This is a genomic window from Pseudomonas oryzihabitans, assembly GCF_006384975.1.
GTDB lineage: Bacteria > Pseudomonadota > Gammaproteobacteria > Pseudomonadales > Pseudomonadaceae > Chryseomonas > Chryseomonas psychrotolerans_B.
On sequence record NZ_CP021645.1, the window covers coordinates 4,185,890 to 4,210,717 of the forward strand.

General features: G+C 62.4%; 24 protein-coding genes, 2 tRNA genes and 1 other RNA gene. 22 read left to right on the forward strand and 5 right to left on the reverse strand.

Going from position 1 to position 24,828, the window contains the following annotated elements; genetic code table 11:
• The first annotated feature begins 121 nt into the window (after positions 1-121).
• Both CCZ28_RS18765 and ssb read left to right on the forward strand, forming a co-directional pair.
• The gene (locus CCZ28_RS18765) at positions 122-1,510 is read left to right on the forward strand and encodes an MFS transporter (RefSeq protein ID WP_140220357.1); all 1,389 of its coding nucleotides are present in this window, start codon (positions 122-124) and stop codon (positions 1,508-1,510) included.
• Positions 1,511-1,535: 25 nt separating this feature from the next.
• Positions 1,536-2,078 carry a single-stranded DNA-binding protein gene (ssb, locus tag CCZ28_RS18770; RefSeq protein WP_140220358.1) on the forward strand — a complete coding sequence of 181 codons (543 nt, stop codon included), beginning with the start codon at positions 1,536-1,538 and terminating at the stop codon, positions 2,076-2,078.
• 54 nt (positions 2,079-2,132) lie between these two features.
• On the opposite strand, the gene ssrA is transcribed toward ssb, so the two are convergent.
• Both ssrA and smpB read right to left on the reverse strand, forming a co-directional pair.
• Positions 2,133-2,485, reverse strand: a transfer-messenger RNA (tmRNA) gene (ssrA, locus tag CCZ28_RS18775).
• Positions 2,486-2,567: 82 nt separating this feature from the next.
• Positions 2,568-3,044 (reverse strand): SsrA-binding protein SmpB, encoded by a 477-nt coding sequence (smpB, locus tag CCZ28_RS18780; RefSeq protein WP_140220359.1) that lies wholly within the window; start codon positions 3,042-3,044, stop codon positions 2,568-2,570.
• Positions 3,045-3,217: 173 nt separating this feature from the next.
• Between smpB and CCZ28_RS18785 the strand changes: the two genes are divergently transcribed.
• Together CCZ28_RS18785 and CCZ28_RS18790 are read left to right on the forward strand one after the other, a co-directional pair.
• Positions 3,218-3,652: a type II toxin-antitoxin system RatA family toxin gene (locus CCZ28_RS18785; protein WP_140220360.1), complete on the forward strand. Its 435-nt coding sequence runs from the start codon at positions 3,218-3,220 to the stop codon at positions 3,650-3,652.
• Positions 3,645-3,950 (forward strand): RnfH family protein, encoded by a 306-nt coding sequence (locus CCZ28_RS18790; RefSeq protein ID WP_140220361.1) that lies wholly within the window; start codon positions 3,645-3,647, stop codon positions 3,948-3,950. The genes CCZ28_RS18785 and CCZ28_RS18790 overlap by 8 nt, the downstream gene beginning before the upstream one ends.
• A 7-nt stretch (positions 3,951-3,957) precedes the next feature.
• Here CCZ28_RS18790 and CCZ28_RS18795 read toward each other — a convergent pair whose 3' ends face one another.
• The gene (locus CCZ28_RS18795) at positions 3,958-4,494 is read right to left on the reverse strand and encodes an outer membrane protein assembly factor BamE (protein ID WP_140220362.1); all 537 of its coding nucleotides are present in this window, start codon (positions 4,492-4,494) and stop codon (positions 3,958-3,960) included.
• Positions 4,495-4,588: 94 nt separating this feature from the next.
• Here CCZ28_RS18795 and fur point away from each other — a divergent pair, with 94 nt between their 5' ends.
• The gene (gene fur / locus CCZ28_RS18800) at positions 4,589-4,993 is read left to right on the forward strand and encodes a ferric iron uptake transcriptional regulator (protein WP_140220363.1); all 405 of its coding nucleotides are present in this window, start codon (positions 4,589-4,591) and stop codon (positions 4,991-4,993) included.
• Between the two features lie 62 nt (positions 4,994-5,055).
• Here fur and recN read toward each other — a convergent pair whose 3' ends face one another.
• The gene (recN, locus tag CCZ28_RS18805) at positions 5,056-6,723 is read right to left on the reverse strand and encodes a DNA repair protein RecN (RefSeq protein ID WP_140220364.1); all 1,668 of its coding nucleotides are present in this window, start codon (positions 6,721-6,723) and stop codon (positions 5,056-5,058) included.
• A gap of 167 nt (positions 6,724-6,890) precedes the next feature.
• Here recN and grpE point away from each other — a divergent pair, with 167 nt between their 5' ends.
• The 9 genes from grpE (at position 6,891) to CCZ28_RS18850 (ending at position 17,721) form a co-directional block, all read left to right on the forward strand.
• Positions 6,891-7,457 carry a nucleotide exchange factor GrpE gene (grpE, locus tag CCZ28_RS18810; RefSeq protein ID WP_140220365.1) on the forward strand — a complete coding sequence of 189 codons (567 nt, stop codon included), beginning with the start codon at positions 6,891-6,893 and terminating at the stop codon, positions 7,455-7,457.
• 93 nt (positions 7,458-7,550) lie between these two features.
• Positions 7,551-9,476 (forward strand): molecular chaperone DnaK, encoded by a 1,926-nt coding sequence (gene dnaK / locus CCZ28_RS18815; RefSeq protein WP_058764350.1) that lies wholly within the window; start codon positions 7,551-7,553, stop codon positions 9,474-9,476.
• A gap of 112 nt (positions 9,477-9,588) precedes the next feature.
• Complete coding sequence (dnaJ, locus tag CCZ28_RS18820; RefSeq protein WP_058764348.1) at positions 9,589-10,722, forward strand: molecular chaperone DnaJ; 1,134 nt, start codon at positions 9,589-9,591, stop codon at positions 10,720-10,722.
• A gap of 55 nt (positions 10,723-10,777) precedes the next feature.
• Positions 10,778-11,584 (forward strand): 4-hydroxy-tetrahydrodipicolinate reductase, encoded by an 807-nt coding sequence (gene dapB, locus CCZ28_RS18825; RefSeq protein WP_140220366.1) that lies wholly within the window; start codon positions 10,778-10,780, stop codon positions 11,582-11,584.
• A 176-nt stretch (positions 11,585-11,760) separates the two neighbouring features.
• Positions 11,761-12,897 (forward strand): glutamine-hydrolyzing carbamoyl-phosphate synthase small subunit, encoded by a 1,137-nt coding sequence (carA, locus tag CCZ28_RS18830; RefSeq protein ID WP_140220367.1) that lies wholly within the window; start codon positions 11,761-11,763, stop codon positions 12,895-12,897.
• Positions 12,898-12,918: 21 nt separating this feature from the next.
• Positions 12,919-13,575: a leucine efflux protein LeuE gene (gene leuE / locus CCZ28_RS18835; protein ID WP_140220368.1), complete on the forward strand. Its 657-nt coding sequence runs from the start codon at positions 12,919-12,921 to the stop codon at positions 13,573-13,575.
• 21 nt (positions 13,576-13,596) lie between these two features.
• Positions 13,597-16,818, forward strand: a complete 3,222-nt coding sequence (gene carB, locus CCZ28_RS18840; protein ID WP_140220369.1) for a carbamoyl-phosphate synthase large subunit — start codon at positions 13,597-13,599, stop codon at positions 16,816-16,818.
• A complete protein-coding gene (gene greA, locus CCZ28_RS18845) occupies positions 16,815-17,291 on the forward strand; it encodes a transcription elongation factor GreA (protein WP_058764336.1) in 477 nt (158 codons plus the stop codon). The genes carB and greA overlap by 4 nt, the downstream gene beginning before the upstream one ends.
• Positions 17,269-17,721 carry a hypothetical protein gene (locus tag CCZ28_RS18850; protein WP_140220370.1) on the forward strand — a complete coding sequence of 151 codons (453 nt, stop codon included), beginning with the start codon at positions 17,269-17,271 and terminating at the stop codon, positions 17,719-17,721. The genes greA and CCZ28_RS18850 overlap by 23 nt, the downstream gene beginning before the upstream one ends.
• Here the strand turns inward: CCZ28_RS18850 and yhbY are convergent.
• Positions 17,709-18,020 (reverse strand): ribosome assembly RNA-binding protein YhbY, encoded by a 312-nt coding sequence (yhbY, locus tag CCZ28_RS18855; RefSeq protein WP_058764332.1) that lies wholly within the window; start codon positions 18,018-18,020, stop codon positions 17,709-17,711. The genes CCZ28_RS18850 and yhbY overlap by 13 nt on opposite strands.
• Positions 18,021-18,604: 584 nt before the next feature.
• Between yhbY and ftsH the strand changes: the two genes are divergently transcribed.
• The 8 genes from ftsH (at position 18,605) to rimP (ending at position 24,786) form a co-directional block, all read left to right on the forward strand.
• Positions 18,605-20,524: an ATP-dependent zinc metalloprotease FtsH gene (ftsH, locus tag CCZ28_RS18860; protein ID WP_140220371.1), complete on the forward strand. Its 1,920-nt coding sequence runs from the start codon at positions 18,605-18,607 to the stop codon at positions 20,522-20,524.
• A gap of 7 nt (positions 20,525-20,531) precedes the next feature.
• Complete coding sequence (gene folP, locus CCZ28_RS18865; protein WP_140220372.1) at positions 20,532-21,389, forward strand: dihydropteroate synthase; 858 nt, start codon at positions 20,532-20,534, stop codon at positions 21,387-21,389.
• 3 nt (positions 21,390-21,392) lie between these two features.
• Complete coding sequence (gene glmM, locus CCZ28_RS18870; protein ID WP_140220373.1) at positions 21,393-22,730, forward strand: phosphoglucosamine mutase; 1,338 nt, start codon at positions 21,393-21,395, stop codon at positions 22,728-22,730.
• A 66-nt stretch (positions 22,731-22,796) separates the two neighbouring features.
• A complete protein-coding gene (gene tpiA / locus CCZ28_RS18875; RefSeq protein ID WP_140220374.1) occupies positions 22,797-23,555 on the forward strand; it encodes a triose-phosphate isomerase in 759 nt (252 codons plus the stop codon).
• Positions 23,555-23,935, forward strand: a complete 381-nt coding sequence (gene secG / locus CCZ28_RS18880; RefSeq protein ID WP_140220375.1) for a preprotein translocase subunit SecG — start codon at positions 23,555-23,557, stop codon at positions 23,933-23,935. The genes tpiA and secG overlap by 1 nt, the downstream gene beginning before the upstream one ends.
• Before the next feature lie 16 nt (positions 23,936-23,951).
• Positions 23,952-24,037: transfer RNA gene (locus tag CCZ28_RS18885), tRNA-Leu, on the forward strand.
• A gap of 85 nt (positions 24,038-24,122) precedes the next feature.
• Positions 24,123-24,199, forward strand: a tRNA-Met gene (locus tag CCZ28_RS18890).
• Between the two features lie 128 nt (positions 24,200-24,327).
• Positions 24,328-24,786 carry a ribosome maturation factor RimP gene (rimP, locus tag CCZ28_RS18895; protein ID WP_058764318.1) on the forward strand — a complete coding sequence of 153 codons (459 nt, stop codon included), beginning with the start codon at positions 24,328-24,330 and terminating at the stop codon, positions 24,784-24,786.
• Positions 24,787-24,828 lie beyond the last annotated feature (42 nt).

Genomic DNA, 24,828 nt, shown 5'->3' on the forward strand with positions numbered 1-24,828 from the left:
TCGGGAATGTTCGGACGAGCGCTCGGCTATCTTCACCGCTTCCTCCCTAAATGGTCATTGTCACGACTGTTTTAAAGCTGTGTGGCGACACAAAAACCTGTCGCCGACGAGAGGATTATCAATGCTCGACAAGCGCAGCGAAGCCATGAACGGCGTTGAACGCCGTGCCGCCCTGGGGCTGGCCCTGGTCTTCGCCTTTCGTATGCTCGGTATGTTCATGGTGCTCCCGGTCCTGGCTACCTATGGTCAGGAGCTGGCGGATGCCACTCCGGCACTCATCGGCCTCGCCATCGGTGCCTATGGTTTGACCCAAGCGGTCTTGCAAATTCCCCTGGGGACGTTGTCCGATCGCATCGGTCGGCGCCCCATCATCATAGGTGGACTGCTGGTGTTCGCCCTTGGTGCCGCCATCGCCGCCAATGCCCACTCCATCTGGGGGGTGATCGCCGGTCGTATCGTACAGGGTGGCGGAGCCATCTCCGCGGCCATCATGGCGCTGCTGTCGGACCTGACGCGTGAGCAGCACAGGACCAAGGCTATGGCGACCATCGGCATGAGCATCGGGGTGTCCTTCGCCGTGGCGATGGTGGCCGGACCGCTGCTGACCCGTGCCTATGGCCTATCCGGACTGTTCTGGGCGACCTGCGGCCTGGCCCTGGTCGGCCTGGTTATAGTGCTGTTCCTGGTTCCGCGCCATACGTCCCCCTTCTCTCATCGGGAGTCGAACCTGGCGCGCCAAGCGCTCGGAGCGACCCTGCGCAACCGCGATCTGCTACGGCTGGACTTCGGTATCCTGTCGCTGCACGCCGTGCTGATGGCCAGTTTCGTGGTCCTGCCGCTGGCATTGGCCGGAAACGCCGGCTTGCCCAAGGAAGAGCACTGGTGGGTCTATCTCACGGCGCTGGTGGTCGGCTTTTTCGCCATGGTTCCCTTCATCATCTATGGTGAAAAGAAGCGACGCATGAAGCGGGTGCTGGTAGGGGCCATCAGCGTGCTGGTGCTGTGCGAGCTGTACTTCTTTTTCTTCAGCAGCAGCCTCGTGGCCTTGGTCATCGGCATCGTGATCTTCTTCACCGCCTTCAATTTGCTGGAAGCCTCGCTGCCTTCGCTGGTAAGCAAGGTGGCGCCGGCAGGTGGCAAGGGCACCGCCATGGGGATCTATTCCACCAGTCAGTTCCTTGGCTCCGCATTGGGCGGTATCCTGGGCGGCTGGCTGTTCCAGCATGGTGGCCTGTCCACTGTCTTCCTGGGGTGTGCTGCGCTTTGCCTGGGGTGGGCGGTGATTGCTGGTACGATGCGTGAACCGCCCTATGTCACCAGCCTGCGATTGCCGGTCACGCCCGCGCTAGTCAACGACCAGGGACTGGTCGAACGCCTGTTGGCCCTGGCCGGAGTGACCGATGCGGTGGTGGTGGCGGAAGAGCAAGCCGTCTATATCAAGATCGATACTAAAATCGTCGATCGAGCGCAACTGGAGCGACTGGTAAGCCAAACGCCAGTCGCCGCTTGATCGCCAGTCTCATCAGGAGATTCATATGGCCCGTGGCGTCAACAAAGTCATCCTCGTCGGCAATGCCGGCGCCGATCCCGAAACCCGTTACATGCCCAATGGCAATGCGGTGACCAACGTCACCCTCGCCACCAGTGAGAGCTGGAAGGACAAGCAGACTGGCCAGCAGCAGGACCGTACCGAATGGCACCGCGTGGTGTTCTTTGGCCGCCTGGCCGAGATCGCGGGCGAGTACATCCGCAAGGGTTCCCAGGTCTACGTCGAGGGCTCGTTGCGTACGCGCAAGTGGCAGGGGCAGGACGGTCAGGATCGTTACACAACCGAAATCGTGGTCGACATCAACGGCAACATGCAGCTACTGGGCGGCCGGGGTGGCAATGCCGGTGGCAACGATGAATACAACCAGAGCGCACCAGCGCCCCAGCAGCGTGCGCCCCGTCCGCAGCAATCGGCGCCGCAGTACGACAATGGCGGCAGCAACAATAGTCGTCCCCAGCAGCAGCCCAAGCCGCAACAGCAGCCGGCGCAGCAGGACTACGACAGCTTCGACGACGACATCCCGTTCTAAGGGGCTCGATCGCCGGACAAAGAAAAAGGGCAGCCAGTGGCTGCCCTTTCTTTTTGGTGGAGGCGGGGGGATTTGAACCCCCGTCCGCCAGCTCTCCGCTATCGGTTCTACATGCTTAGCCCTGTCTACTGAGTTAACCCATTGCGGCCCGACGGGCAGGGTGCTTTGGGCGAGCTGTATAAGTTTTAGCCGTTACGTCTACAGCGAACTTGGCGGCGATCCTGTTCTATCTGACAGTCGTTTCGGGTTTACAGGCATCCCCTAGCGACTGCTAGCCGCATTAAGCAGCTAGAGCGTAGTTGTCGTCGTTGGCAACTATAAGTTTGCAGCAGCGAATTTACGAGTTCTGCTACCAGCTCGGCATGCCCCTCAAGTTTCGTTACCGGCGTCGAATCCTAATCGCCCCCAAAACTTGCTGGTCGTTCACTATAGAAACTCCGGCCGCCCTACGCAAGTCATTGTCGACGAAACGTTTTTCGGCGGCTTCGATTACTTGGCATCCTTGCGGATGGCGCGCTGGATCTCACGATCGGAGTCGCGCTCGCGCTCGGTGGCGCGCTTGTCGAATTCCTTCTTGCCCTTGGCCAAAGCGATCTCGCACTTGACCAGATGCCTCTTCCAATAGAGCGACAGGGCCACGCAGGCATAACCCTTCTGCTGCACGGAGCCGAACAGCTTGCCCAGCTCGCGCTTGTTCAGCAGCAACTTGCGAGTCCGCGTCGGGTCGGCGATGACATGGGTACTGGCGGTCTGCAGCGGGGTGATGTGGCTGCCAAGCAGCCAGGCTTCACCGTCCTTGAGCAGCACGTAGCTGTCGGTCAGCTGCGCCTTGCCGGCTCTCAGGCTCTTGACCTCCCAACCTGCCAGGGAAACACCGGCTTCGAAACGGGTGTCGATGAAATATTCGTGTAGCGCTTTTTTATTCTGCGCGATGCTGCCGGGGGAGACTTTCTTTTGCTTGGCCATGATTCCAGGGTACAGCGTGTCAGGGGAAATGTCGCCACGCGCTTGAGCGGGTATGAGCAAACACGGACAATACCGCGGCTTTGGGCTACGGCAGGCTGGTGCGGGAGTAAAATGCGTGCGCCGCCCTCGAATTCAAGGTCCGACACCGATATTCGCTATTCTACGAGGTTACGATGACCACGCACATCCAACGTTCGGCGTTGCTGCCCTATCCTGCTTCGGCGCTCTATGCGCTGGTCAATGACGTGGCCCGCTATCCGGAATTCCTGCCGTGGTGCTCGTCCGCGCAGATCCTGGAGCAGGATGAAGGGCAGATGCGTGCCGGTTTGACCGTGGCCAAGGGCGGCCTCAGCCAGCAGTTCGTGACCCGTAATACCCTGGTGCCGAACGAGTCCGTCACCATGGACCTGGAAAAGGGGCCCTTCAAGCAATTGCATGGCGTCTGGTCCTTCAAGGCGCTCGGTGACAAGGCCTGCAAGATCTCGCTGGATCTCTCTTTCGAATACGAGGGTGCCATCGTCCGGGCTACTCTGGGCCCGCTATTCAATCAGGCCGCCAATACCATGGTGGATGCTTTCTGTCAGCGTGCCCGAGCCCTGTATGGCTGACAGCCTCACCATCGAAGTGGCATTGGCGCTGCCGGAGCGGCAATGGCTGCTGAGCCTGCAGCTGAGTGAGGGCGCCACTGCCGAGCAGGCGGTGTTGCGTTCGGGGCTGCTCGAGCACCTGACGCCTACGCAGCGTGAGAACTATCAGGTCGGCATATTCGGCAAGCTGGTCGCCAAGCCGGCTGAGCGCAAGCTGGCGCAAGGGGATCGTGTGGAGATCTACCGGCCGCTGCTCGCGGATCCCAAGGAAAGTCGCAAGCGGCGCGCAGAAAAGGCCAGGCTGAAGGCTGGCCTCTAGTCGAGGGTCACTGGGCGTCGGTGCGAATGCGCTCGGGAGTCGGCACGGCTGCCGGGCGAGCACTGTCGATCTCTTTTTGGATGGTGTCTTCGGTCGAGCCGGGAGCAGCCGAGGTCTCGGGAGCAGCGGTAGGTGCAGCGGGCTCGGCGGGAGCGGCGGTTTCCACGCTGGTACCGCTGTCGGTACCCATGATCCGCTGTTCACGGCTGGCGCCCGGCATGAAGTCGCCGGAGAGTCCACTCAACTGGTTGTTGCCGTTGAACACCAGGCTGACACGCTCCTGCTTACGCTGGCCACCAGCCGCCTGCATGCTATAGAGGTAATCCCAGCGATTGGGATGGAAGGTGTCTTGGATCAGCGGCGTACCCATGATAAACCGGACTTGCTGTCGGGTCATTCCGGGGCGCAACTGGTCTATCATGTCTTGGGTGACGACGTTGCCCTGTTGGATGTCGATCTTGTAAACCCCCGGCAGAGAGCAGCCGGCGAGCATGGCTAGGCTGATCAGAGAGAGCCCGGTCAGCGTTTGCTTGAGGTTTTGCATCGGTGGGAGACTTCCACTATCTTGCTGGGCAACGAAGCCCCGATCATACCCGTATTCCCGAGAGCTGCGAAAGCACTCGGCACCGAGAAAGAGCATGGTAGAGAACAACGAACTCCGCAAAGTGGGTCTGAAAGTGACCCTGCCGCGCGTCAAGATATTGCAGATGCTGGACACTGCAGAGCAACGCCACATGAGCGCTGAAGACGTTTACAAGGCGCTGATGGAGGCCGGCGAAGACGTGGGTCTGGCGACGGTCTACCGTGTCCTCACGCAGTTCGAGGCCGCTGGTCTGGTGGTGCGCCACAATTTCGATGGTGGCCACGCCGTGTTCGAGCTGGCTGATACCGGGCACCACGATCACATGGTGGACGTGGATACCGGCGAAGTCATCGAGTTCACCGACGCGTCCATCGAGAAGCGTCAGCGTGAGATCGTCGAAGAGCACGGTTTCGAGCTGGTCGACCACAACCTGGTGCTGTACATCCGCCAGCGCAAGTGAAGATCCAGACATGAAAAAGGCGACCTCTGAGTCGCCTTTTTCATGTCTGGTGGCTGCCTGGGTTAGCGGCTGACCACCAGCTTGCGAGCGTGGGCCAGGGATTCGCGGGTCAGGTCGACACCACCCAGCATGCGCGCCACCTCTTCCACGCGCCGTGCGCGGTCGAGTTTGGCCACGGCGGTGCGCGTCTCGTCGGTGCCGCGTTCCTTGTGCACGAACAGGTGCTGATGCCCTTGGGCGGCGACTTGGGGCAGGTGGGTCACCGTCAGTACCTGACCCCGCTCGCCCAGTTGCCGCAGCAACTGACCGACGACCTCGGCGGTCGGGCCGCCGATACCGACGTCCACTTCGTCGAAGACCAGCGTGGGCGTGCGTGAGGTCTGGGCGGTGATGACCTGGATCGCCAGGCTGATGCGCGACAGCTCACCGCCGGACGCCACCTTGGCCAGCGGGCGCAACGGTTGCCCGGGGTTGGCACTGACGCGGAATTCGATGCCTTCGTTGCCCAGCGGCTGAGGTTCACCAGAGGCGCCTGGGGTGAGGGTGATGCTGAAGCGACCCCCGGGCATACCCAGGCGCTGCATTTCGGTCTCTACCGCAGCAGCGAGCTCCGGAGCGCGCTGCTCACGCAGACGGCTCAGTTCACCAGCCTTTTCCTGATAGTGGCGCTCGAAGGCGGCCAGCTCTTCCTGCAGGCGTTCCAGGGCGACGTCGTCGGCATCCAGCGACTGCAATTCAGTGCGCAGTTGCTCATGCAGCTCCAGCAGTGCTTCGGGCTGGACGCGGTGCTTGCGGGCAAGACTATAGACGCTGTCCAGGCGCTCCTGCACAGCCTGTTGGCGCTCGGGGTCGGCTTCGAAATGGTCGACGAAGCGATTAAGTTCATTCATCGCCTCCTCGATCTGGATCTGGGCGGAGGCCAGTAGGTTGCTGGCTTCTTCGATCTGCGCCGGGGGGCGGTCGAAGGCGGTCAGCCGAGCCATGCTGGCGTTGAGGGCGGACAGCGCATTGCCCTGCTCGTTTTCGGTACAGAGGTCCATGGCCTGGCGGCAGGCCAGCAGGATGTGCTCGGCACTCGCCAGGTCGCTCTGTTCCTGCTCCAACGCCTGAAGTTCGCCTTCGGCCAGGGCGAGATTGTCGAGTTCTTCGAGTTGGTAGCTCAGCAGCTGGTGGCGGGCGCGCTGTTCGTCGCCATTTCGGGTCAGGCGCTCCAGGGTCTGGCGCACCTGCCGCCAACGCTGCGCGGCGAGTTGGACCTGACGGACCAGCTCGCCGGCGCCGGCGTATTCGTCCAGCAGCCGGCGATGGGTGTCGAGGCCCAGTAGCGACTGGTGTTCGTGCTGACTATGGATGTCGATCAGCAGGCCACCCAGGGTCTTGAGATCGGCCAGCGGGCAGGGCGAACCGTTGATATAGCCGCGCGAGCGCCCTTCGCGGGTGATGACGCGGCGCAGCAGGCAGGGGCCGTCCTGCTCCAGGTCGCGCTCGGCGAGCCACTGGCGCGCTTCGGGGATATCGGTGGTGTCGAAGCTGGCCAGGACATCGGCCTTGTCGGCGCCGGGTCTGACCGCATCGCTGTCGGCGCGATCGCCCAGGGTGAGGCCGAGGGCGTCGAGCATGATGGACTTGCCGGCGCCGGTTTCGCCGGTGATCACGGTCATGCCGCGCTCGAGGTCGAGGTCGAGGTGTTCGACAATGGCGTAGTTGCGGACGGACAGGTGCACCAGCATGCGACGATCTCCGAGGGCGATTTTCTGGTTGTTTATACAGTGCCTCTCGAGCACTGGCAATCCATACAGCTCTTGAAGCGTCGGCCGGTGGCCCCATATAGGCGCCATCGATCAAGGCGTCGTCCATTAGAGGGCGCGCCTACCGACATTATCTACAGGAGGACCCCATGGCCGACGAACAGAACTCCCAGACCCCCGAGCACGAGGCCGCGGCCCAGGGCGATGTCCAGCACGAAGACCTTACCGCGCGCGTCGCCACGCTCGAAGAGCAACTGGCCGCGGCCCAGGACCAGTCGCTGCGCAGCGTTGCCGAACTGCAGAACGTGCGTCGCCGCGCCGAGCAGGATGTGGAGAAGGCACACAAGTTCGCCTTGGAAAAATTCGCCGGCGACCTGCTGCCGGTACTGGATAGCCTGGAGCGTGGCCTGGAACTGTCCAATGCCGCGGACGAAACCTTGAAGCCCATGCGCGAAGGCATGGAGCTGACCCTGAAGATGCTGCAGGACACCCTCAAGCGCTATCAGGTCGAGGCCGTCGATCCCCACGGCGTGCCCTTCAATCCCGAACATCACCAGGCCATGGCCATGGAAGAGAGCGCCACCGCCGAGCCGGGCAGCGTGCTCAAGGTGTTCCAGAAAGGCTATCTGCTCAACGGTCGCCTGCTGCGGCCGGCCATGGTGGTGGTCAGTAAGGCCCCCGCGGCACAGCAGCCGAGCATCGACGAAAAGGCTTGAAATTCTTTCGCTCGGCCCCATTTGGTAGGCAAGCGAACATCAAAGGCCCCCTGAGTGGGCCGCGCGGAATCTGAGATTTCTGGAGAAGATTACATGGGCAAGATTATCGGTATCGACCTGGGGACCACCAACTCCTGCGTCGCGATCCTCGAAAACGGCAACGTCAAGGTACTGGAAAACGCCGAAGGCACCCGTACCACGCCGTCCATCATCGCTTACACCAACGATGGCGAGACCCTGGTCGGCCAGCCGGCCAAGCGCCAGGCGGTGACCAACCCGCAGAACACCCTGTACGCGGTCAAGCGCCTGATCGGTCGGCGTTACGAAGAAAACGTCGTGCAGAAAGACATCCAGATGGTCCCCTACAAGATCGTCAAGGCGGACAACGGTGACGCCTGGGTCGAGGCTAAGGGCCAGAAGATGGCACCACCGCAGGTCTCCGCCGAAGTCCTGAAGAAGATGAAGAAGACCGCCGAGGACTACCTGGGCGAAGCCGTGACCGAAGCGGTTATCACCGTCCCGGCCTACTTCAACGACAGCCAGCGCCAGGCCACCAAGGATGCCGGTCGCATCGCCGGTCTGGACGTCAAGCGCATCATCAACGAGCCCACCGCGGCTGCCCTGGCCTATGGCCTGGACAAGGCCAAGGGCGACCACACCGTGATCGTCTATGACCTGGGTGGCGGTACCTTCGACGTCTCGGTCATCGAGATCGCCGAGGTCGACGGTGAGCATCAGTTCGAGGTGCTGGCCACCAACGGCGATACCTTCCTGGGTGGTGAAGACTTCGACATCCGCCTGATCGACTACCTCGTCGAAGAATTCAAGAAAGAAAGCGGCATGAACCTCAAGGGTGACCCCCTGGCCATGCAGCGTCTGAAGGAAGCGGCCGAGAAGGCCAAGATCGAGCTGTCCTCGGCTACCCAGACCGACGTCAACCTGCCGTACATCACTGCCGATGCCAGCGGTCCCAAGCACCTGAACGTCAAGGTCTCCCGCGCCAAGCTGGAGTCCCTGGTGGAAGAGCTGGTCGAGCGCACCATCGAGCCGTGCCGTACTGCTCTGAAGGACTCCGGTCTGGACGTCTCCGACATCCACGAAGTCATCCTGGTGGGCGGTCAGACCCGCATGCCGCTGGTGCAGAAGCGTGTGGCCGACTTCTTCGGCAAGGAAGCGCGCAAGGACGTCAACCCGGACGAAGCCGTCGCCATCGGTGCCGCCATCCAGGGCGCCGTGCTGGCCGGTGACGTCAAGGACGTGCTGCTGCTGGACGTCACCCCGCTGACCCTGGGCATCGAGACCATGGGTGGCGTGATGACCGCGCTGATCGAGAAGAACACCACCATCCCGACCAAGAAGTCGCAGGTGTTCTCCACCGCCGACGACAATCAGGGCGCCGTGACCATCCACGTGCTGCAGGGCGAGCGCAAGCAGGCCGCGCAGAACAAGTCGCTGGGCAAGTTCGACCTGGCCGAGATCCCGCCGGCGCCGCGTGGCGTACCGCAGATCGAGGTGACCTTCGACATCGATGCCAACGGTATCCTCAATGTGTCCGCCAAGGACAAGGCCACCGGTAAGCAGCAGTCCATCGTCATCAAGGCGTCCTCCGGTCTGTCCGAGGAAGAGATTCAGCAGATGGTGCGTGACGCCGAGGCGAATGCCGACGAGGATCGCAAGTTCGAAGAGCTGGCCGCGGCCCGCAACCAGGGTGATGCCCTGGTGCACGGCACCCGCAAGATGCTGACCGAGGCGGGCGACAAGGCCACGGCCGAAGAGAAGACCGCCATCGAGAAGGCCATCGGCGAACTGGAAACCGCCGTGCGCGGCGATGACAAGGACGCCATCGAAGCCAAGATGAACGCGCTGTCCCAGGCTTCCGCGCCGCTGGCTCAGAAGCTCTACTCCGAGCAGGGCGCTGCCGGTGCCGAAGGCGCCTCGGCCAAGGCGGATGGTGAGGCCAAGAAGCCCGGCGACGACGTGGTCGATGCCGAGTTCGAGGAAGTGAAGGACAACAAGTAAGCCCTGTGCTTACCGCACCTGGCGGGCTCCGGCCCGTCGGTTCTGCCGCGCGGGAGCCTGCTCCCGCGTTGGCGTGTCTGGAGGGTGAGAAAATTTAAGGTGCAGAAAGTCTATGGCCAAACGTGATTACTATGAGGTGCTCGGGGTCGAGCGCGGCGCTAGCGAAGCCGAGCTCAAGAAGGCCTATCGACGCCTGGCGATGAAGTACCACCCGGACCGCAACCCAGGTGATGCGGCTGCCGAGGAACAATTCAAGGAGGCCGCCGAGGCCTACGAAGTGTTGTCCGATGCGGGCAAGCGCTCGGCCTATGACCAGTACGGCCATGCTGGCGTCGACCCGAGCATGGGTGGCGGTGGTTTCGGTGGCGCGGCCGGCGGCGCGAGTTTTTCCGACATCTTCGGCGACGTCTTCAGCGACTTCTTCGGTGGGCGCGGCGGCGCCGGTGGTCGGGGCGGTCCGCAGCGCGGCGCCGACCTGCGCTATACCCTGGACCTGGATCTGGAAGAGGCGGTGCGCGGGACCACGGTCACCATCCGCGTACCCACCCTGGTCGAGTGCAAGGTCTGTGACGGCAATGGCGCCAAGCCTGGTACCTCGGCATCCACCTGCCCTACCTGCGGCGGCATCGGCCAGGTGCGCATGCAGCAGGGCTTCTTCTCGGTGCAGCAGACCTGCCCGCGCTGCCATGGCAGCGGCAAGATCATCCCCGAGCCCTGCACGGCCTGCCATGGCCAGGGTCGCGTGGAAGAGCAGAAGACCCTATCGGTTAAGGTGCCGGCAGGTGTCGATACCGGTGACCGCATCCGCCTGAGTGGCGAGGGCGAGGCCGGCACCCTGGGTGGTCCCAGCGGCGATCTCTATGTCGTGGTCAACGTGCGCGAGCACTCGATCTTCCAGCGTGACGGCAAGCATCTCTACTGCGAGGTGCCGATCAACTTCACCGACGCTGCCCTGGGGGGCGAGCTGGAAGTGCCGACCCTGGATGGCCGGGTGAAGCTGAAGATCCCCGAGGGTACCCAGACCGGCAAGATGTTCCGCCTGCGTGGCAAGGGCGTGACGCCCGTGCGCGGTGGTGGTGCTGGCGACCTGATGTGCAAGGTAGTGGTGGAGACTCCGGTCAACCTGAGCCGCCGCCAGCGCGAGCTGCTCGAGGAGTTCCGCAACACCTTGCAGAGCGACAGCTCCCATTCGCCCCGGGCCAGTGGCTGGTTCGACGGCATGAAGCGCTTCTTCGACGACCTCTAACCCGGCCTTGGGCGTCGTCGTCAGGCGGCGCCCGGCCAGCAGCCTGGAGCTGATGATGCGACGTATAGCTGTAATGGGCGCCGCGGGGCGCATGGGTAAGACTCTGATCGAGGCGGTCCAGCAGACCCAGGGCGCCGCCGGCCTGACCGCCGCGGTGGATCGACCGGAGAGCAGTCTGGTCGGTGCCGATGCCGGCGAGCTCGCTGGCATCGGCCGCAATGGGGTGATGCTGTCGGGCGATCTGGCGCGCGTGCTGGATGATTTCGATGTGCTGATCGACTTCACCCATCCCAGCGTCACCCTGCAGAACCTGGCGCTGTGCCGCAAGGCCAAGAAGGCCATGGTGATCGGTACGACCGGCTTCACCGCCGAGCAGAAGCTGACCCTGTTGGAAGCGAGCAAGGAAATCCCCATCGTCTTCGCCGCCAACTTCAGCGTGGGCGTCAATCTGTGCCTCAAGCTGCTGGATACCGCCGCCCGGGTGCTGGGCGACGAGGTCGACATCGAAATCATTGAGGCCCATCACCGGCATAAGGTCGATGCGCCCTCCGGTACTGCGCTACGCATGGGTGAGGTCGTTGCCCAGGCGCTGGGTCGGGATCTGGAAGAGGTCGCCGTCTACGGACGCGAAGGCCAGACCGGTGCCCGCGATCGCCAGACCATCGGTTTCGCTACCGTGCGGGCCGGTGACGTGGTGGGCGATCACACCGTGCTGTTCGCCAGCGAGGGAGAGCGGGTGGAGATCACCCACAAGGCCTCCAGTCGCATGACCTTCGCCAAGGGCGCGGTCCGTGCGGCGCTGTGGCTCAAGGACAAACAGCCGGCGCTATATGACATGCAGGACGTGCTGGAGTTGCGCTGATCCCCTTGCGGGGGTGCCAGCCGTGATCAATTCGTGTACAATGCAGCTTTAGTGTATCCACTAAAAGCTAGCGCAGAATGAAATCACAACATTAAAACGGGATGACTCTTCGAGATGTCATCCCGTTTTTTTGCACCCTGCGTTTGCCCGCCAAGGCTTGATTTTCGGAGGTCTTCTTGACTAAGCCAGCCATACTCGCACTTGCCGATGGCAGCATCTTTCACGGTGAATCCATCGGTGCCGACGGCCACACGGTCGGCGAAGTGGTGTTCAACACCGCCATGACCGGCTACCAGGAAATCCTGACCGATCCTTCCTATGCGAAGCAGATCGTCACCCTGACCTATCCGCATATCGGCAACACTGGCACCACGCCGCAGGACGGCGAGGCCGCCCAGGTCTGGGCTGCAGGTCTAATCATTCGTGACCTGCCGCTGCTGGCCAGCAACTGGCGCAACAAGCAGTCGCTGCCGGAGTACCTCGAGGAAAACGGCACCATCGCCATCGCCGGCATCGACACCCGTCGACTGACCCGCATCCTCCGCGAGAAGGGCGCCCAGGATGGTTGCATCCTCACCGGTGCAGATGCCACCGAAGAGCGCGCCCTTGAACTGGCGCGCGCCTTCCCCGGTCTCAAGGGCATGGACCTGGCCAAGGAAGTCAGCGTCAAGGAGCGCTACGAGTGGCGTTCCAGCGTCTGGTCGTTGGAAACCGACAGCCATGCCGAGATCCCGGCCGAACAGCTGCCCTATCACGTGGTGGCCTTCGACTACGGCGTCAAGCTGAACATCCTGCGCATGCTGGTGGCCCGTGGCTGCCGCATCACCGTGCTGCCAGCCCAGACCCCGGCCAGCGAAGCCCTGGCGCTGCAACCCGACGGCATCTTCCTGGCCAACGGCCCGGGCGATCCCGAGCCCTGCGACTACGCTATCAAGGCCATCCAGGATGTCCTAGAGACCGAGATTCCGGTGTTCGGCATCTGCCTGGGCCATCAGCTGCTGGCCCTGGCTTCCGGCGCCAAGACGGTGAAGATGCCCAACGGTCACCACGGCGCCAACCATCCGGTGCAGGATCTCGACAGTGGCGTGGTGATGATCACCAGCCAGAACCATGGTTTCGCCGTGGACGAGGCCAGCCTGCCCGCCAACGTACGTGCTACCCACAAATCGCTGTTCGACGGCACCCTGCAGGGTATCGAGCGCACCGACAAGGTCGCCTTCAGCTTCCAGGGTCACCCCGAGGCGAGCCCCGGTCCGCACGACGTGGCGCCGCTGTTCGACAAGTTCATCCAGGCCATGGCGGCGCGCCGCTAAGACGGGAGGAGGGTAAGGCTCATGCTGGCGAATCTGGGTGTCATCGACTTCTGGACCTACGTGGTCGGGACCCTGTTCGTCATCCTGCTGCCCGGTCCCAACTCCTTCTTCGTGCTCGCCACCAGCGCCCAGCGCGGCATTCGCAGCGGCTACCAGGCGGCCTCGGCCGTGTTCCTCGGTGACGCCGTGCTGATGCTGCTTTCGGCCCTGGGAGTGGCGTCGCTGCTCAAGGCGGAGCCGCTGTTCTTCCAGATCCTCAAGTATCTGGGCGCGGCCTACCTGTTCTACCTCGGCTGGAGCATGCTGCGTGGCGGACTCAAGTCCTGGCGTAGCCCGGCCCAGGGCCAGGTCGAGGCGACCCTGCGCGAAGATGTCCACCAGCCGTTCCGCAAGGCGCTGCTGCTGAGCCTGTCGAACCCGAAGGCGATCCTGTTCTTCGTCTCCTTCTTCATCCAGTTCGTGGACCCCGGTTACGCCCATCCGGCGCTGTCCTTCCTGGTGTTGGGCGCGGTACTGGAAGCGATCAGCTTCTGCTACCTGTCGTTCCTGATTTTCTGTGGTGTGCGCCTGGCGGCCTGGTTCCGTCAGCGGCGGCGCCTCAGCGCCAGCGCCACCGGTGGCGTCGGCGCCCTGTTCGTGGGGTTCGGTGTGAAGTTGGCCACCGCGACCCTGACCTGATTACCTGCATTCGAGAAGCCCATGCCTAAGCGTACAGACATCAAGAGCATCCTGATCCTCGGGGCTGGCCCCATCGTCATCGGCCAGGCCTGCGAATTCGACTATTCCGGCGCCCAGGCCTGTAAGGCCCTGCGCGAGGAAGGCTTCCGCGTCATCCTGGTGAACTCCAACCCGGCCACCATCATGACCGACCCGGCCATGGCCGACGCCACCTACATCGAGCCGATCAAGTGGGCCACCGTGGCCAAGATCATCGAGAAGGAGCGGCCCGACGCCCTGCTGCCGACCATGGGCGGCCAGACCGCGCTGAACTGCGCCCTGGATCTGGAGCGTCATGGCGTGCTGGAGAAATTCGGCGTCGAGATGATCGGTGCCAATGCCGATACCATCGACAAGGCCGAGGACCGCTCGCGCTTCGACAAGGCCATGAAGGACATCGGCCTGGCCTGCCCGGTCTCGGGTATCGCCCATACCATGGAAGAAGCCTACGGCGTGCTGGAGAAGGTCGGCTTCCCCTGCATCATCCGTCCGTCCTTCACCATGGGCGGTACCGGTGGCGGCATCGCCTACAACCGTGAAGAGTTCGAGGAGATCTGCACCCGCGGTCTGGACCTGTCGCCGACCAACGAGCTGCTGATCGACGAATCCCTGATCGGCTGGAAGGAATACGAGATGGAGGTGGTCCGTGACAAGAAGGACAACTGCATCATCGTCTGCTCCATCGAGAACTTCGATCCCATGGGCGTGCACACCGGTGACTCCATCACCGTGGCTCCGGCCCAGACGCTGACCGACAAGGAATACCAGATCATGCGCAACGCCTCCCTGGCGGTGCTGCGCGAGATCGGCGTCGAGACCGGCGGCTCCAACGTCCAGTTCGGCATCTGCCCCAACACCGGACGCATGGTGGTGATCGAGATGAACCCGCGGGTATCGCGTTCGTCCGCCCTGGCCTCCAAGGCCACCGGCTTCCCCATCGCCAAGATCGCCGCCAAGTTGGCCGTCGGCTATACCCTGGACGAGTTGCAGAACGACATCACTGGCGGTCGCACCCCAGCGTCCTTCGAGCCGGCCATCGACTACGTGGTCACCAAGATCCCGCGCTTCGCCTTCGAGAAATTCCCCAAGGCCGATGCCCGTCTGACCACCCAGATGAAATCCGTGGGCGAAGTCATGTCCATCGGCCGTACCTTCCAGGAATCCCTGCAGAAAGCCCTGCGTGGCCTGGAAGTCGGCGTGGTCGGCTTCGATCCCAAGCTGGACCCGGCCGATCCCGAAGCCGATGGCACCCTCAAGCGTGAGCTGACCGTGCCGGGCGCCGATCGTATCTGGTACATCGGCGACGCCTTCCGTCAGGGCTACAGCCTGGACAAGGTCTTCGAGCTGACCCGTATTGATCCGTGGTTCCTGGTGCAGATCGAAGACCTGATCAAGGACGAGGAGCGCATCAAGACCCTGGGTCTGGCCGATCTCGACTATGACCTGATGCGCAAGCTCAAGCGCAAGGGCTTCTCCGATGCGCGCCTGGCCAAGCTGCTCGGCGTCACCGAGAAGAACCTGCGCGCTCATCGCCACAAGCTCAAGGTGCTGCCGGTCTACAAGCGGGTGGACACCTGCGCCGCCGAATTCGCCACCGATACCGCTTACCTCTACTCCACCTACGAGGAAGAGTGCGAGGCCAAGCCCAGCGGTCGCGACAAGATCATGATCCTCGGCGGCGGTCCCAACCGTATCGGCCAAGGCATCGAGTTCGACTACTGCTGCGTGCACGCGGCTCTGGCGATGCGTGAAGACGGCTTTGAAACCATCATGGTCAACTGCAACCCCGAGACCGTTTCCACCGACTACGACACCTCCGACCGCCTGTTCTTCGAGCCGGTGACCCTGGAGGACGTGCTGGAGATCGTCCGCGTCGAGCAGCCCAAGGGCGTCATCGTCCAGTATGGTGGCCAGACCCCGCTCAAGCTCTGCCGCGCCCTGGAAGAGGCCGGTGTGCCCATCATCGGCACCAGCCCCGACGCCATCGACCGCGCCGAAGACCGCGAGCGCTTCCAGCAGATGGTGCAGCGTCTCAACCTGCGCCAGCCGGCCAACGCCACCGCGCGCAGCGAAGACGAAGCCCTGGCCCTCTCCAAGAACATCGGCTATCCGATGGTGGTGCGTCCGTCCTACGTGCTGGGCGGCCGGGCGATGGAAATCGTCTACCAGGAAGAAGAGCTCAAGCGCTACATGCGCGAAGCGGTGAAGGTATCCAATGACAGCCCCGTGCTGCTCGACCACTTCCTCAACTGCGCCATCGAGGTGGACGTGGATGCGGTGTGCGACGGCCAGACCGTGGTCATAGGTGCCATCATGCAGCACATCGAACAGGCCGGCGTGCACTCCGGTGACTCCGCCTGCTCGCTACCGCCCTATTCGCTGCCCAAGCACATCCAGGACGAGATCCGCGAGCAGGTCAAGAAGATGGCCCTGGAGCTCGGCGTGGTCGGCCTGATGAACGTGCAGATGGCCGTGCAGGGCGAGGACATCTACGTCATCGAGGTCAACCCGCGCGCCTCCCGGACCGTGCCCTTCGTCTCCAAGTGCATCGGCGAGTCGCTGGCCAAGGTGGCCGCTCGCGTCATGGCCGGCAAGACCCTGGCGGAAGTGGGCTTCACCGAGGAGATCATCCCGCCGTTCTTCAGCGTCAAGGAAGCGGTGTTCCCCTTCAACAAGTTCCCCGGCGTCGACCCCATCCTCGGCCCGGAGATGAAGTCCACCGGCGAGGTGATGGGGGTCGGCGACAGCTTCGGCGAAGCCTTCGCCAAGGCCCAGCTGGGTGCCAACGAGATCCTGCCGAACTCCGGTTGCGCCTTCATCAGCGTGCGTGACGACGACAAGCCCGAAGCCGTACAGGTCGCCCGCGATCTGGTCGGTCTGGGCTTCGAGGTGGTCGCCACCGCCGGTACCGCCCGGGTGATCGAGGCGGCCGGCCTGCCGGTGCGGCGCGTGAACAAGGTTACCGAAGGCCGCCCCCATGTGGTCGACATGATCAAGAATGACGAAGTCACCCTGATCATCAACACCACCGAAGGCCGGCAGTCCATCGCCGATTCCTACTCGATCCGTCGCAACGCGCTGCAGCACAAGCTCTGCTGCACCACCACCATTGCCGGCGGCCAGGCCATTTGCGAAGCTTTGAAATTCGGCGCCGAGAAGACCGTGCGCCGGCTGCAAGATCTGCATGCAGGAGTTAAGGCATGACCAAGTACCCCATGACCGTCCAGGGCGCCCGCGCCCTGGAAGAGGAGCTCAAGCACCTCAAGACCGAGCTGCGCCCACAGATCACCCAGGCGATCGCCGAAGCGCGTGAACTGGGTGACCTCAAGGAGAACGCCGAATACCACGCTGCCCGCGAACAGCAGGGCATGGTCGAGGCGCGTATCCGCGATATCGAAGGGCGTCTGCAGAACGCCCAGGTGATCGACGTCACCGCCTTGCCGCATACCGGCAAGGTGATCTTCGGCACCACCGTGGAGATCGCCAACACCGAGACCGATGAAGCCGTGACCTACCAGATCGTTGGTGACGACGAGGCGGACATCAAGCAGGGCAAGCTGTCGGTGGGCTCACCCATCGCCCGCGCCCTGATCGGCAAGGAAGAAGGGGACGTGGTGCTGGTGAAGACCCCGGGTGGCGATGTCGAATACGAAATTGTCGCCGTCCGCCACGTCTGATCGGCGCACCGGAGGCTGGCTCGCCAGGCTGCTCGCCGCCGCCTGGCAGCTGGCCCAGGTGTTCTGGGTCGGCCCGCTGGTCGCCCTGCACCTCTGTATTCCGGTGGCGCTCGCCCAGGCGGGCTGGGCGCCGCTGCTGATCCAGTCCGGGCGCGAAGAATTGCTGCGCATGATGCTCAGCGCCGCGGCGGGTGGGGTCTTCACCCAGACCGTGGTGTTGGTATGGTGGGCGGGTTTCGCGGCCCTGTGGCGTGACCTGCGCGGCCAGCTGCTGCTGGCCAGTGCGCTGGCCGTGCTCCTGCAGAACGAGCTGGCGCGCTTCTGGAGCGGACCGACCGCCCTGGCCGGCTACGTGGTTTTGCTGCTCTGTGGTCTGATCCTGGTACTGCAACCCGTTCCCGGGCGCTCCCCTGGGGCTCAGACGGTATAGCGCACTACGTTGGACAGATTGCGGTTCTGTTCACGCGCCTTGCGATAGATCAGGGCCATCTTGCCGATCACCTGCACCAACTCGGCCTTGCTCGATGCACAGAGTTCGTCGATCAGGGCGCGACGGTCTTCGCGCTCGGTGACTGCCAGCTTGATCTTGATCAGCTCGTGATCGTTCAGGGCGCGGTCGAGCTCACCCAGCACGCCTTCGCTCAGGCCGTTCTCGCTGATGGTGACCACCGGCTTGAGTTGATGACCGATCGCCTTGAACCGCTTTTTGTGCTCGTTGTTGAGCGCCATAATTCACCCCAGATAAAAGCCGCACAGTTTATCCCAGCTGTCCTGTGCCGCCCAGCGATACGAGAAAACTTACAGTGGCGCGATCTCGAACCAGCACCAGATGGCCAAAGGAGCATTTCGACAGCTCCTGGGTCAGGCTAGCGCAGAAAGGCAGCTGTCGCGACGATCATCCGGCAGGCCTTGTTATTTCTCGCGGGGCCCCCATATGACTGGGCAGAATGCAGTGGGCCAGTCCCAGAAATCTCCGCTCATGAGGGCTGACCGTGAACCTCGCGTGCGAGGCGTTACGCCCGTGCGGGATTGCGTGATCGAGATCTGCCACTGCTCGGCTTCGAAGGCGGGCTTCGCTTCGCGGGACAGACCGCGCGAGCAGTCTCTATTGGGTCGCGATTTCAGGGGCAATTGAGAGAATTGATGGCTGCAACGTCTGCCTTGGCATAGAGTCAAAGGCAGAAGACTCATATAGCGTTACAGACGATGTCTGCCGTGGGCCAGGCTTTGTGTAGTAACTTACCGGTCACTGCCGGTTTCGCTTCGAACGGTTTACCCACGAAACCGGCGCAGAGGGTAGTCAATTGAACGATATGGCAAAGAATCTGATCCTGTGGCTGATCATCGCCGCGGTGCTCGTCACCGTGATGAACAACTTCTCCAGCCCCAACGAGCCCCAGACGCTCAACTATTCCGACTTCATCCAGCAGGTGAAGGACGGGCAGATCGCGAACGTGACCGTGGATGGCTATGTCATCACGGGCAAGCATCGTGACGGCGACCCCTTCAAGACCATTCGTCCAGCGATCCAGGACAATGGTCTGATCGGCGATCTGGTGAACAACAACGTCACCATCACCGGCAAGCAGCCTGAGCAGCAGAGCATCTGGACTCAGCTGCTGGTGGCCAGCTTCCCGATCCTGGTGATCATCGCGGTGTTCATGTTCTTCATGCGCCAGATGCAGGGAGGAGCGGGTGGTCGCGGTGGGCCCATGAGCTTCGGCAAGAGCAAGGCGCGGCTACTCTCGGAAGACCAGGTCAAGACCACCTTCGCTGACGTCGCCGGCTGCGACGAGGCCAAGGAAGAGGTCACCGAGCTGGTGGAATTCCTGCGTGATCCCGGCAAGTTCCAACGCCTGGGTGGCCGGATTCCCCGTGGCGTCCTGATGGTCGGCTCGCCCGGTACCGGTAAGACGCTGCTGGCCAAGGCCGTCGCCGGTGAGGCCAAGGTACCCTTCTTCACCATTTCCGGTTCAGACTTCGTCGAGATGTTCGTCGGTGTCGGCGCCAGCCGTGTTCGTGACATGTTCGATCAGGCCAAGAAGCATGCCCCCTGCATCATCTTCATCGACGAGATCGATGCCGTCGGCCGCCATCGTGGCAACGGCATGGGTGGTGGTCATGACGAGCGTGAGCAGACCCTGAACCAGCTGCTGGTCGAGATGGACGGCTTCGAGATGAACGATGGCATCATCGTCATCGCGGCCACCAACCGTCCCGACGTGCTCGACCCGGCGTTGCTGCGTCCCGGTCGTTTCGACCGCCAAGTCGTGGTCGGCCTGCCTGATATCCGTGGTCGCGAGCAGATCCTCAAGGTGCACATGCGCAAGGTGCCGGTCGGCGAGCGCGTCGATGCCGCCGTCATTGCCCGTGGTACTCCGGGATTCTCGGGTGCCGACCTGGCCAACCTGGTCAACGAAGCCTCGTTGTTCGCCGCTCGTGCCAACAAGCGCATCGTCGACATGCGCGAGTTCGAACTGGCCAAGGACAAGATCATGATGGGCGCCGAGCGCAAGACCATGGTCATGTCCGAGAAGGAGAAGCGCAACACCGCTTACCACGAAGCCGGTCATGCCATCGTCGGTCGTCTGGTGCCCGAGCACGATCCGGTCTACAAGGTTTCCATCATTCCCCGTGGTCGCGCCCTGGGGGTGACCATGTTCCTGCCCGAGGAAGATCGCTACAGCCTGTCCAAGCGAGCTCTGGAAAGCCAGATCTGCTCGCTGTTCGGTGGTCGTATCGCCGAAGAGATGACCTTGGGGTTCGAGGGGGTCACCACCGGTGCTTCCAACGATATCATGCGTGCTACCTCCCTGGCGCGGAACATGGTGACCAAGTGGGGGCTGTCCGAGAAACTCGGCCCGCTGCTGTATGGCGAGGAAGAGAACGAAGGCTACCTGGGTCGCTCGGGTGGTGGTGGCAACGGCAACATGTCAGGTGAAACCGCCAAGCTCATCGATCTGGAAATCCGTCGCATCATCGATGACTGCTACAACACCGCCAAGCGCATGCTCGACGAGAACCGTGACAAGCTTGAACTCATGGCCGATGCCCTGATGAAGTACGAGACCATCGATTCCGATCAGATCGACGACATCATGGCTGGCAAGGTCCCGCGCGAGCCGCGTGACTGGCATGATCGTGGCGGTCCTACTGGGGATGCGCCTGCATCGCCGCAAAGCGGTAGTGATCGTCCTGAAACCCCCCTCGGCGGTCCGGCCGGAGAGCACTGATACCTCCATGTTCAATCCGTTTCCTTCGACCCGATTGCCTTGCGGCAATCGGGTTCTTGTTTTTGATGTGCCCAAAGTCATGGGCATTCTCAACGTAACCCCCGACTCTTTTTCCGATGGTGGTCGCTACACGGCGGTCGAAGCCGCTTTGCAGCATGCCGAACGAATGGTCGCGGCCGGTGCAACTATCATCGATGTCGGTGGCGAATCCACTCGCCCAGGTGCACCGGCGGTATCCACTGCGGAAGAGCTTGATCGCGTCGTCCCGGTGGTCGAGGCGATCGCCCGCGAGCTTGATGTCGTCATCTCGGTGGATACTTCAACGCCCGAGGTCATGCGTGAGAGTGCTCGAGCGGGCGCTGGCCTGATCAATGACGTGCGCTCGCTGCGCCGTCCGGGTGCTCTCGAGGCTGCTGCCGCGACCGATCTGGCGGTCTGCCTCATGCATATGCGCGGCGAGCCGAGCACCATGCAGCAATCGCCCGTCTATGCCGATGTGGCTGGTGAGGTCGGGTCCTTTCTCGCCGAGCAGGTCGCTCGCTGTGAGGTGGCAGGCATTTCTCGCGAGCGTCTGGTACTGGATCCGGGCTATGGCTTCGCCAAGACCCTGGAGCACAATCTCGAGCTGTTCCAGCGGCAACCCGAATTGCTCGCCTTTGGGCTACCCTTGCTGGTAGGTGTCTCGCGCAAAAGCATGATCGGCGCAGTCACTGGACGGTCAGTGGAAGGACGCTTGGCGGGCGGCTTGGCCTTGGCGGCTCTGGCGCTGACCAAGGGGGCCCAGATTCTCAGGGTCCATGATGTGGCGGAAACGGTGGACGTGGTGAAGATGATCGCCGCGGTCGAAGGCTTCAGGCAGGAATAGCACATGGCAAGAAAGTATTTCGGAACCGACGGCATTCGCGGCAAGGTCGGTCAGTACCCCATCACCCCTGATTTCATGCTCAAGCTGGGCTGGGCGGCGGGTATCGCCTTCCGCAGTCGCGGGGGTTGTCGAGTACTGGTAGGCAAGGACACGCGTAACTCCGGCTATATGTTCGAATCCGCGCTGGAGGCTGGGCTGTCCGCCGCGGGCGCGGACGTCATGCTGCTCGGGCCCATGCCGACGCCGGGTATCGCCTATCTGACTCGGACCTTCCAGGCCAGCGCCGGGATCGTCATCAGTGCCTCGCACAATCCCTACTACGACAATGGCATCAAGTTCTTTTCCGGCGCCGGTACCAAGCTGCCCGATGAGCTGGAAACCATGATCGAGGAATTGCTCGATACGCCGATGACCGTGGTCGATTCGGCGCGGATCGGCAAGGTCTCGCGCATCAACGATGCCGCCGGCCGCTATATCGAATTCTGCAAGAGCAGCGTGCCCACCGGTACCAGTTTCGCCGGCATGAAGATCGTCCTGGATTGTGCCAATGGCGCGACCTACAAGATTGCGCCCAGCGTCTTCCGCGAACTGGGTGCGGACGTCAGTGTGCTGGCCGTACAGCCCGATGGCCTCAACATCAACAAGGATTGCGGTTCCACCCATCTCGATGGCCTGCAGCAGGCGGTGCTCGACCAGCATGCCGACATCGGTATCGCCTTCGATGGCGACGGCGATCGGGTACTGATGGTGGATCATACGGGCGCGGCCGTGGATGGCGACGAACTGCTCTATCTGATCGCCCGTGACCTCAAGCGCCGCGGCCGCCTCGAAGGCGGTGTGGTGGGTACGCTGATGAGCAATCTGGGTCTTGAGCTGGGTCTGGCCGAGCTGGATATCCCCTTCGTGCGGGCCAAGGTCGGTGATCGCTATGTCATGGCGGAGTTGCTGGAGCGTAACTGGGTGCTGGGCGGCGAGAACTCCGGTCATGTGGTCTGCTGTCAGTACACCACCACGGGCGACGCCACCATTGCTGCCCTGCAGGTACTGATTGCCCTGCGCAATGCGGGCCAGACCCTGGCGCAGGCGCGTATGGCGCTGCGCAAGTGTCCGCAGGTGCTGATCAACGTCAGGTTCGGCGGTGGGCAGGACCCGCTGGAGAATCCTCGAGTGAAGCAGGCCAGTGCCGAAGTCACCGAGAAAATGGCGGGTAAGGGGCGGGTGCTGCTGCGCAAGTCCGGCACCGAGCCACTGCTGCGAGTGATGGTCGAGGGTGAGAACGAGCGTGAGGTACGAGCTCACGCCGAGGCCCTGGCTCAACTGATAACCGAGGTATGTGCTTGATTTGCTTGCATGCCTGTTTTCGATTGAGTAACATCTGCGCCCACTTCGCTCCCTGAGGTAAAACGCATGCGTCGTTCCCTGGTTGCCGGTAACTGGAAAATGCATGGCTCGCTGCAAAGTGTGTCGGCATTGGTCGCAGGCTTGAAAGGGTTGGACGGTATTGCGGGTGTCGATGTCGTGGTCATTCCGACATTGGTGCATCTGCCCGGGGTGGCTGAAGCGCTGGCGGCGACATCGCTGGCTATTGGGGCTCAGACCTGTGCTCCTGTCGCGGGTGAGAAGGCCCTGACGGGCGAGGTATCCTCGACGCAGTTGGTAGAGTTCGGTTGTCGTTACGTACTGGTGGGGCACTCCGAGCGACGTGCGCTGCTGGGCGAAGATGATGAAGTGGTGGTGAAGAAGTTCGCCGCCATCCAAGAGGCGGGGATGCTTCCCGTACTCTGCATCGGCGAGACGCGTGAAGAGCGCGAAGCCGGGCGCACGCTGGATGTAGTGGGTGGCCAGCTGAAGGCGGTCATCGATGCGGTTGGCGTTGAAGCCTTTGCCAAGGCTGTGGTGGCATACGAGCCAGTTTGGGCGATAGGCACCGGGCTCACGGCCACACCAGAGCAGGCGCAAGAGGTTCATGCGGCGATTCGCGCCTTGGTGCGCGAAGCCGATGCTGAGGTCGCAGAAGGGCTTCAGTTGCTGTATGGCGGTAGTGTGAAGGCCGCCAATGCTGCCGAATTGTTCGGCATGCCGGATATCGATGGGGGGCTGGTAGGTGGAGCCTCCCTGAATGCTGAAGAATTCAGTGCGATTTGCCGCGCTGCGGGACGTGGATAATGTTGGAAACGGCAATTGTAGTGATCCACCTGCTGATGGCGCTGGGCCTGATCGTGCTGGTGTTGATGCAGCAGGGCAAGGGCGCCGAAGCGGGTGCTTCCTTTGGTTCGGGTGCCTCGGGTACGGTGTTCGGTAGTCAAGGTTCTGCTACCTTTCTGAGTCGCTTTACTGCTATACTGGCTGCGGTTTTTTTCGCGACTAGCCTGGGTCTGGCGTACTACGCCAAAGATCGTGCGCTGGGTCTGCGTGAAGTGGGTCTGCCCACTCAGCCGGTCCAGCAGGCTCCTCAGCCTAAGCAGGACGGTAACGATGTTCCCTTGACGCAGCCGCGTGCTGCTCAGGGCGGTACTTCCGGGGATGTCCCCCAGGAGTCCAAGTAAGTTTCAAAGGTTTCATGCCGAAGTGGTGGAATTGGTAGACACGCTATCTTGAGGGGGTAGTGGCCACAGGCTGTATGGGTTCGAGTCCCATCTTCGGCACCAAATAGCAAAGACGTCCTGCAGGACGCGGCGAGAGAGTTGGTTGACTCCTAGAGTTCAGTTGAATATACTCTCGCTCCAGCTTTGACGCGGGGTGGAGCAGTCTGGTAGCTCGTCGGGCTCATAACCCGAAGGTCGTTGGTTCAAATCCAGCCCCCGCAACCAGTTTTTTAAAGCCCCTTTTTAGGGGCTTTTTGTTGGCTGGACAGTTCGGGTCGCGCTTTCTCGCGCAGACCTCTTAGGGATGGGCGTAATGCCCATTTTTTATTCTCCAAAAAACGCGAGGCAATCAGGTGTCGAGCAAGCTAGAACAGTTGCAGGCCTTGCTGGCCCCCGTCGTCGAGGCGCTTGGCTACGTCTGCTGGGGTGTCGAGTACATCTCCCAGGGGCGGCACTCGCTGCTGCGCGTCTATATCGATCATCCCAACGGCATTCTCGTGGAAGACTGCGAGAAGGTCAGCCGCCAAGTCAGTGGCGTGCTCGATGTGGAAGATCCCATCACCAATGAATACACCCTCGAGGTGTCTTCCCCCGGTATGGATAGACCGCTGTTCACGCTGGAGCAATTCGCAGCCCACGTTGGTGAACAGGTGAAGATCAAACTTCGGTCGCCTTTCGAAGGGCGACGTAATTTCCAGGGTTTGCTGCGCGGTGTGGAAGACCAGGACGTCGTGGTGCAGGTGGATGAGCATGAATATCTGCTACCCATCGAGATGATCGACAAGGCCAACGTCGTTCCCCGTTTCGAGTGATTTGAGCGCGAGACCGCGGATCCCAAGGATTGCGAATACGAG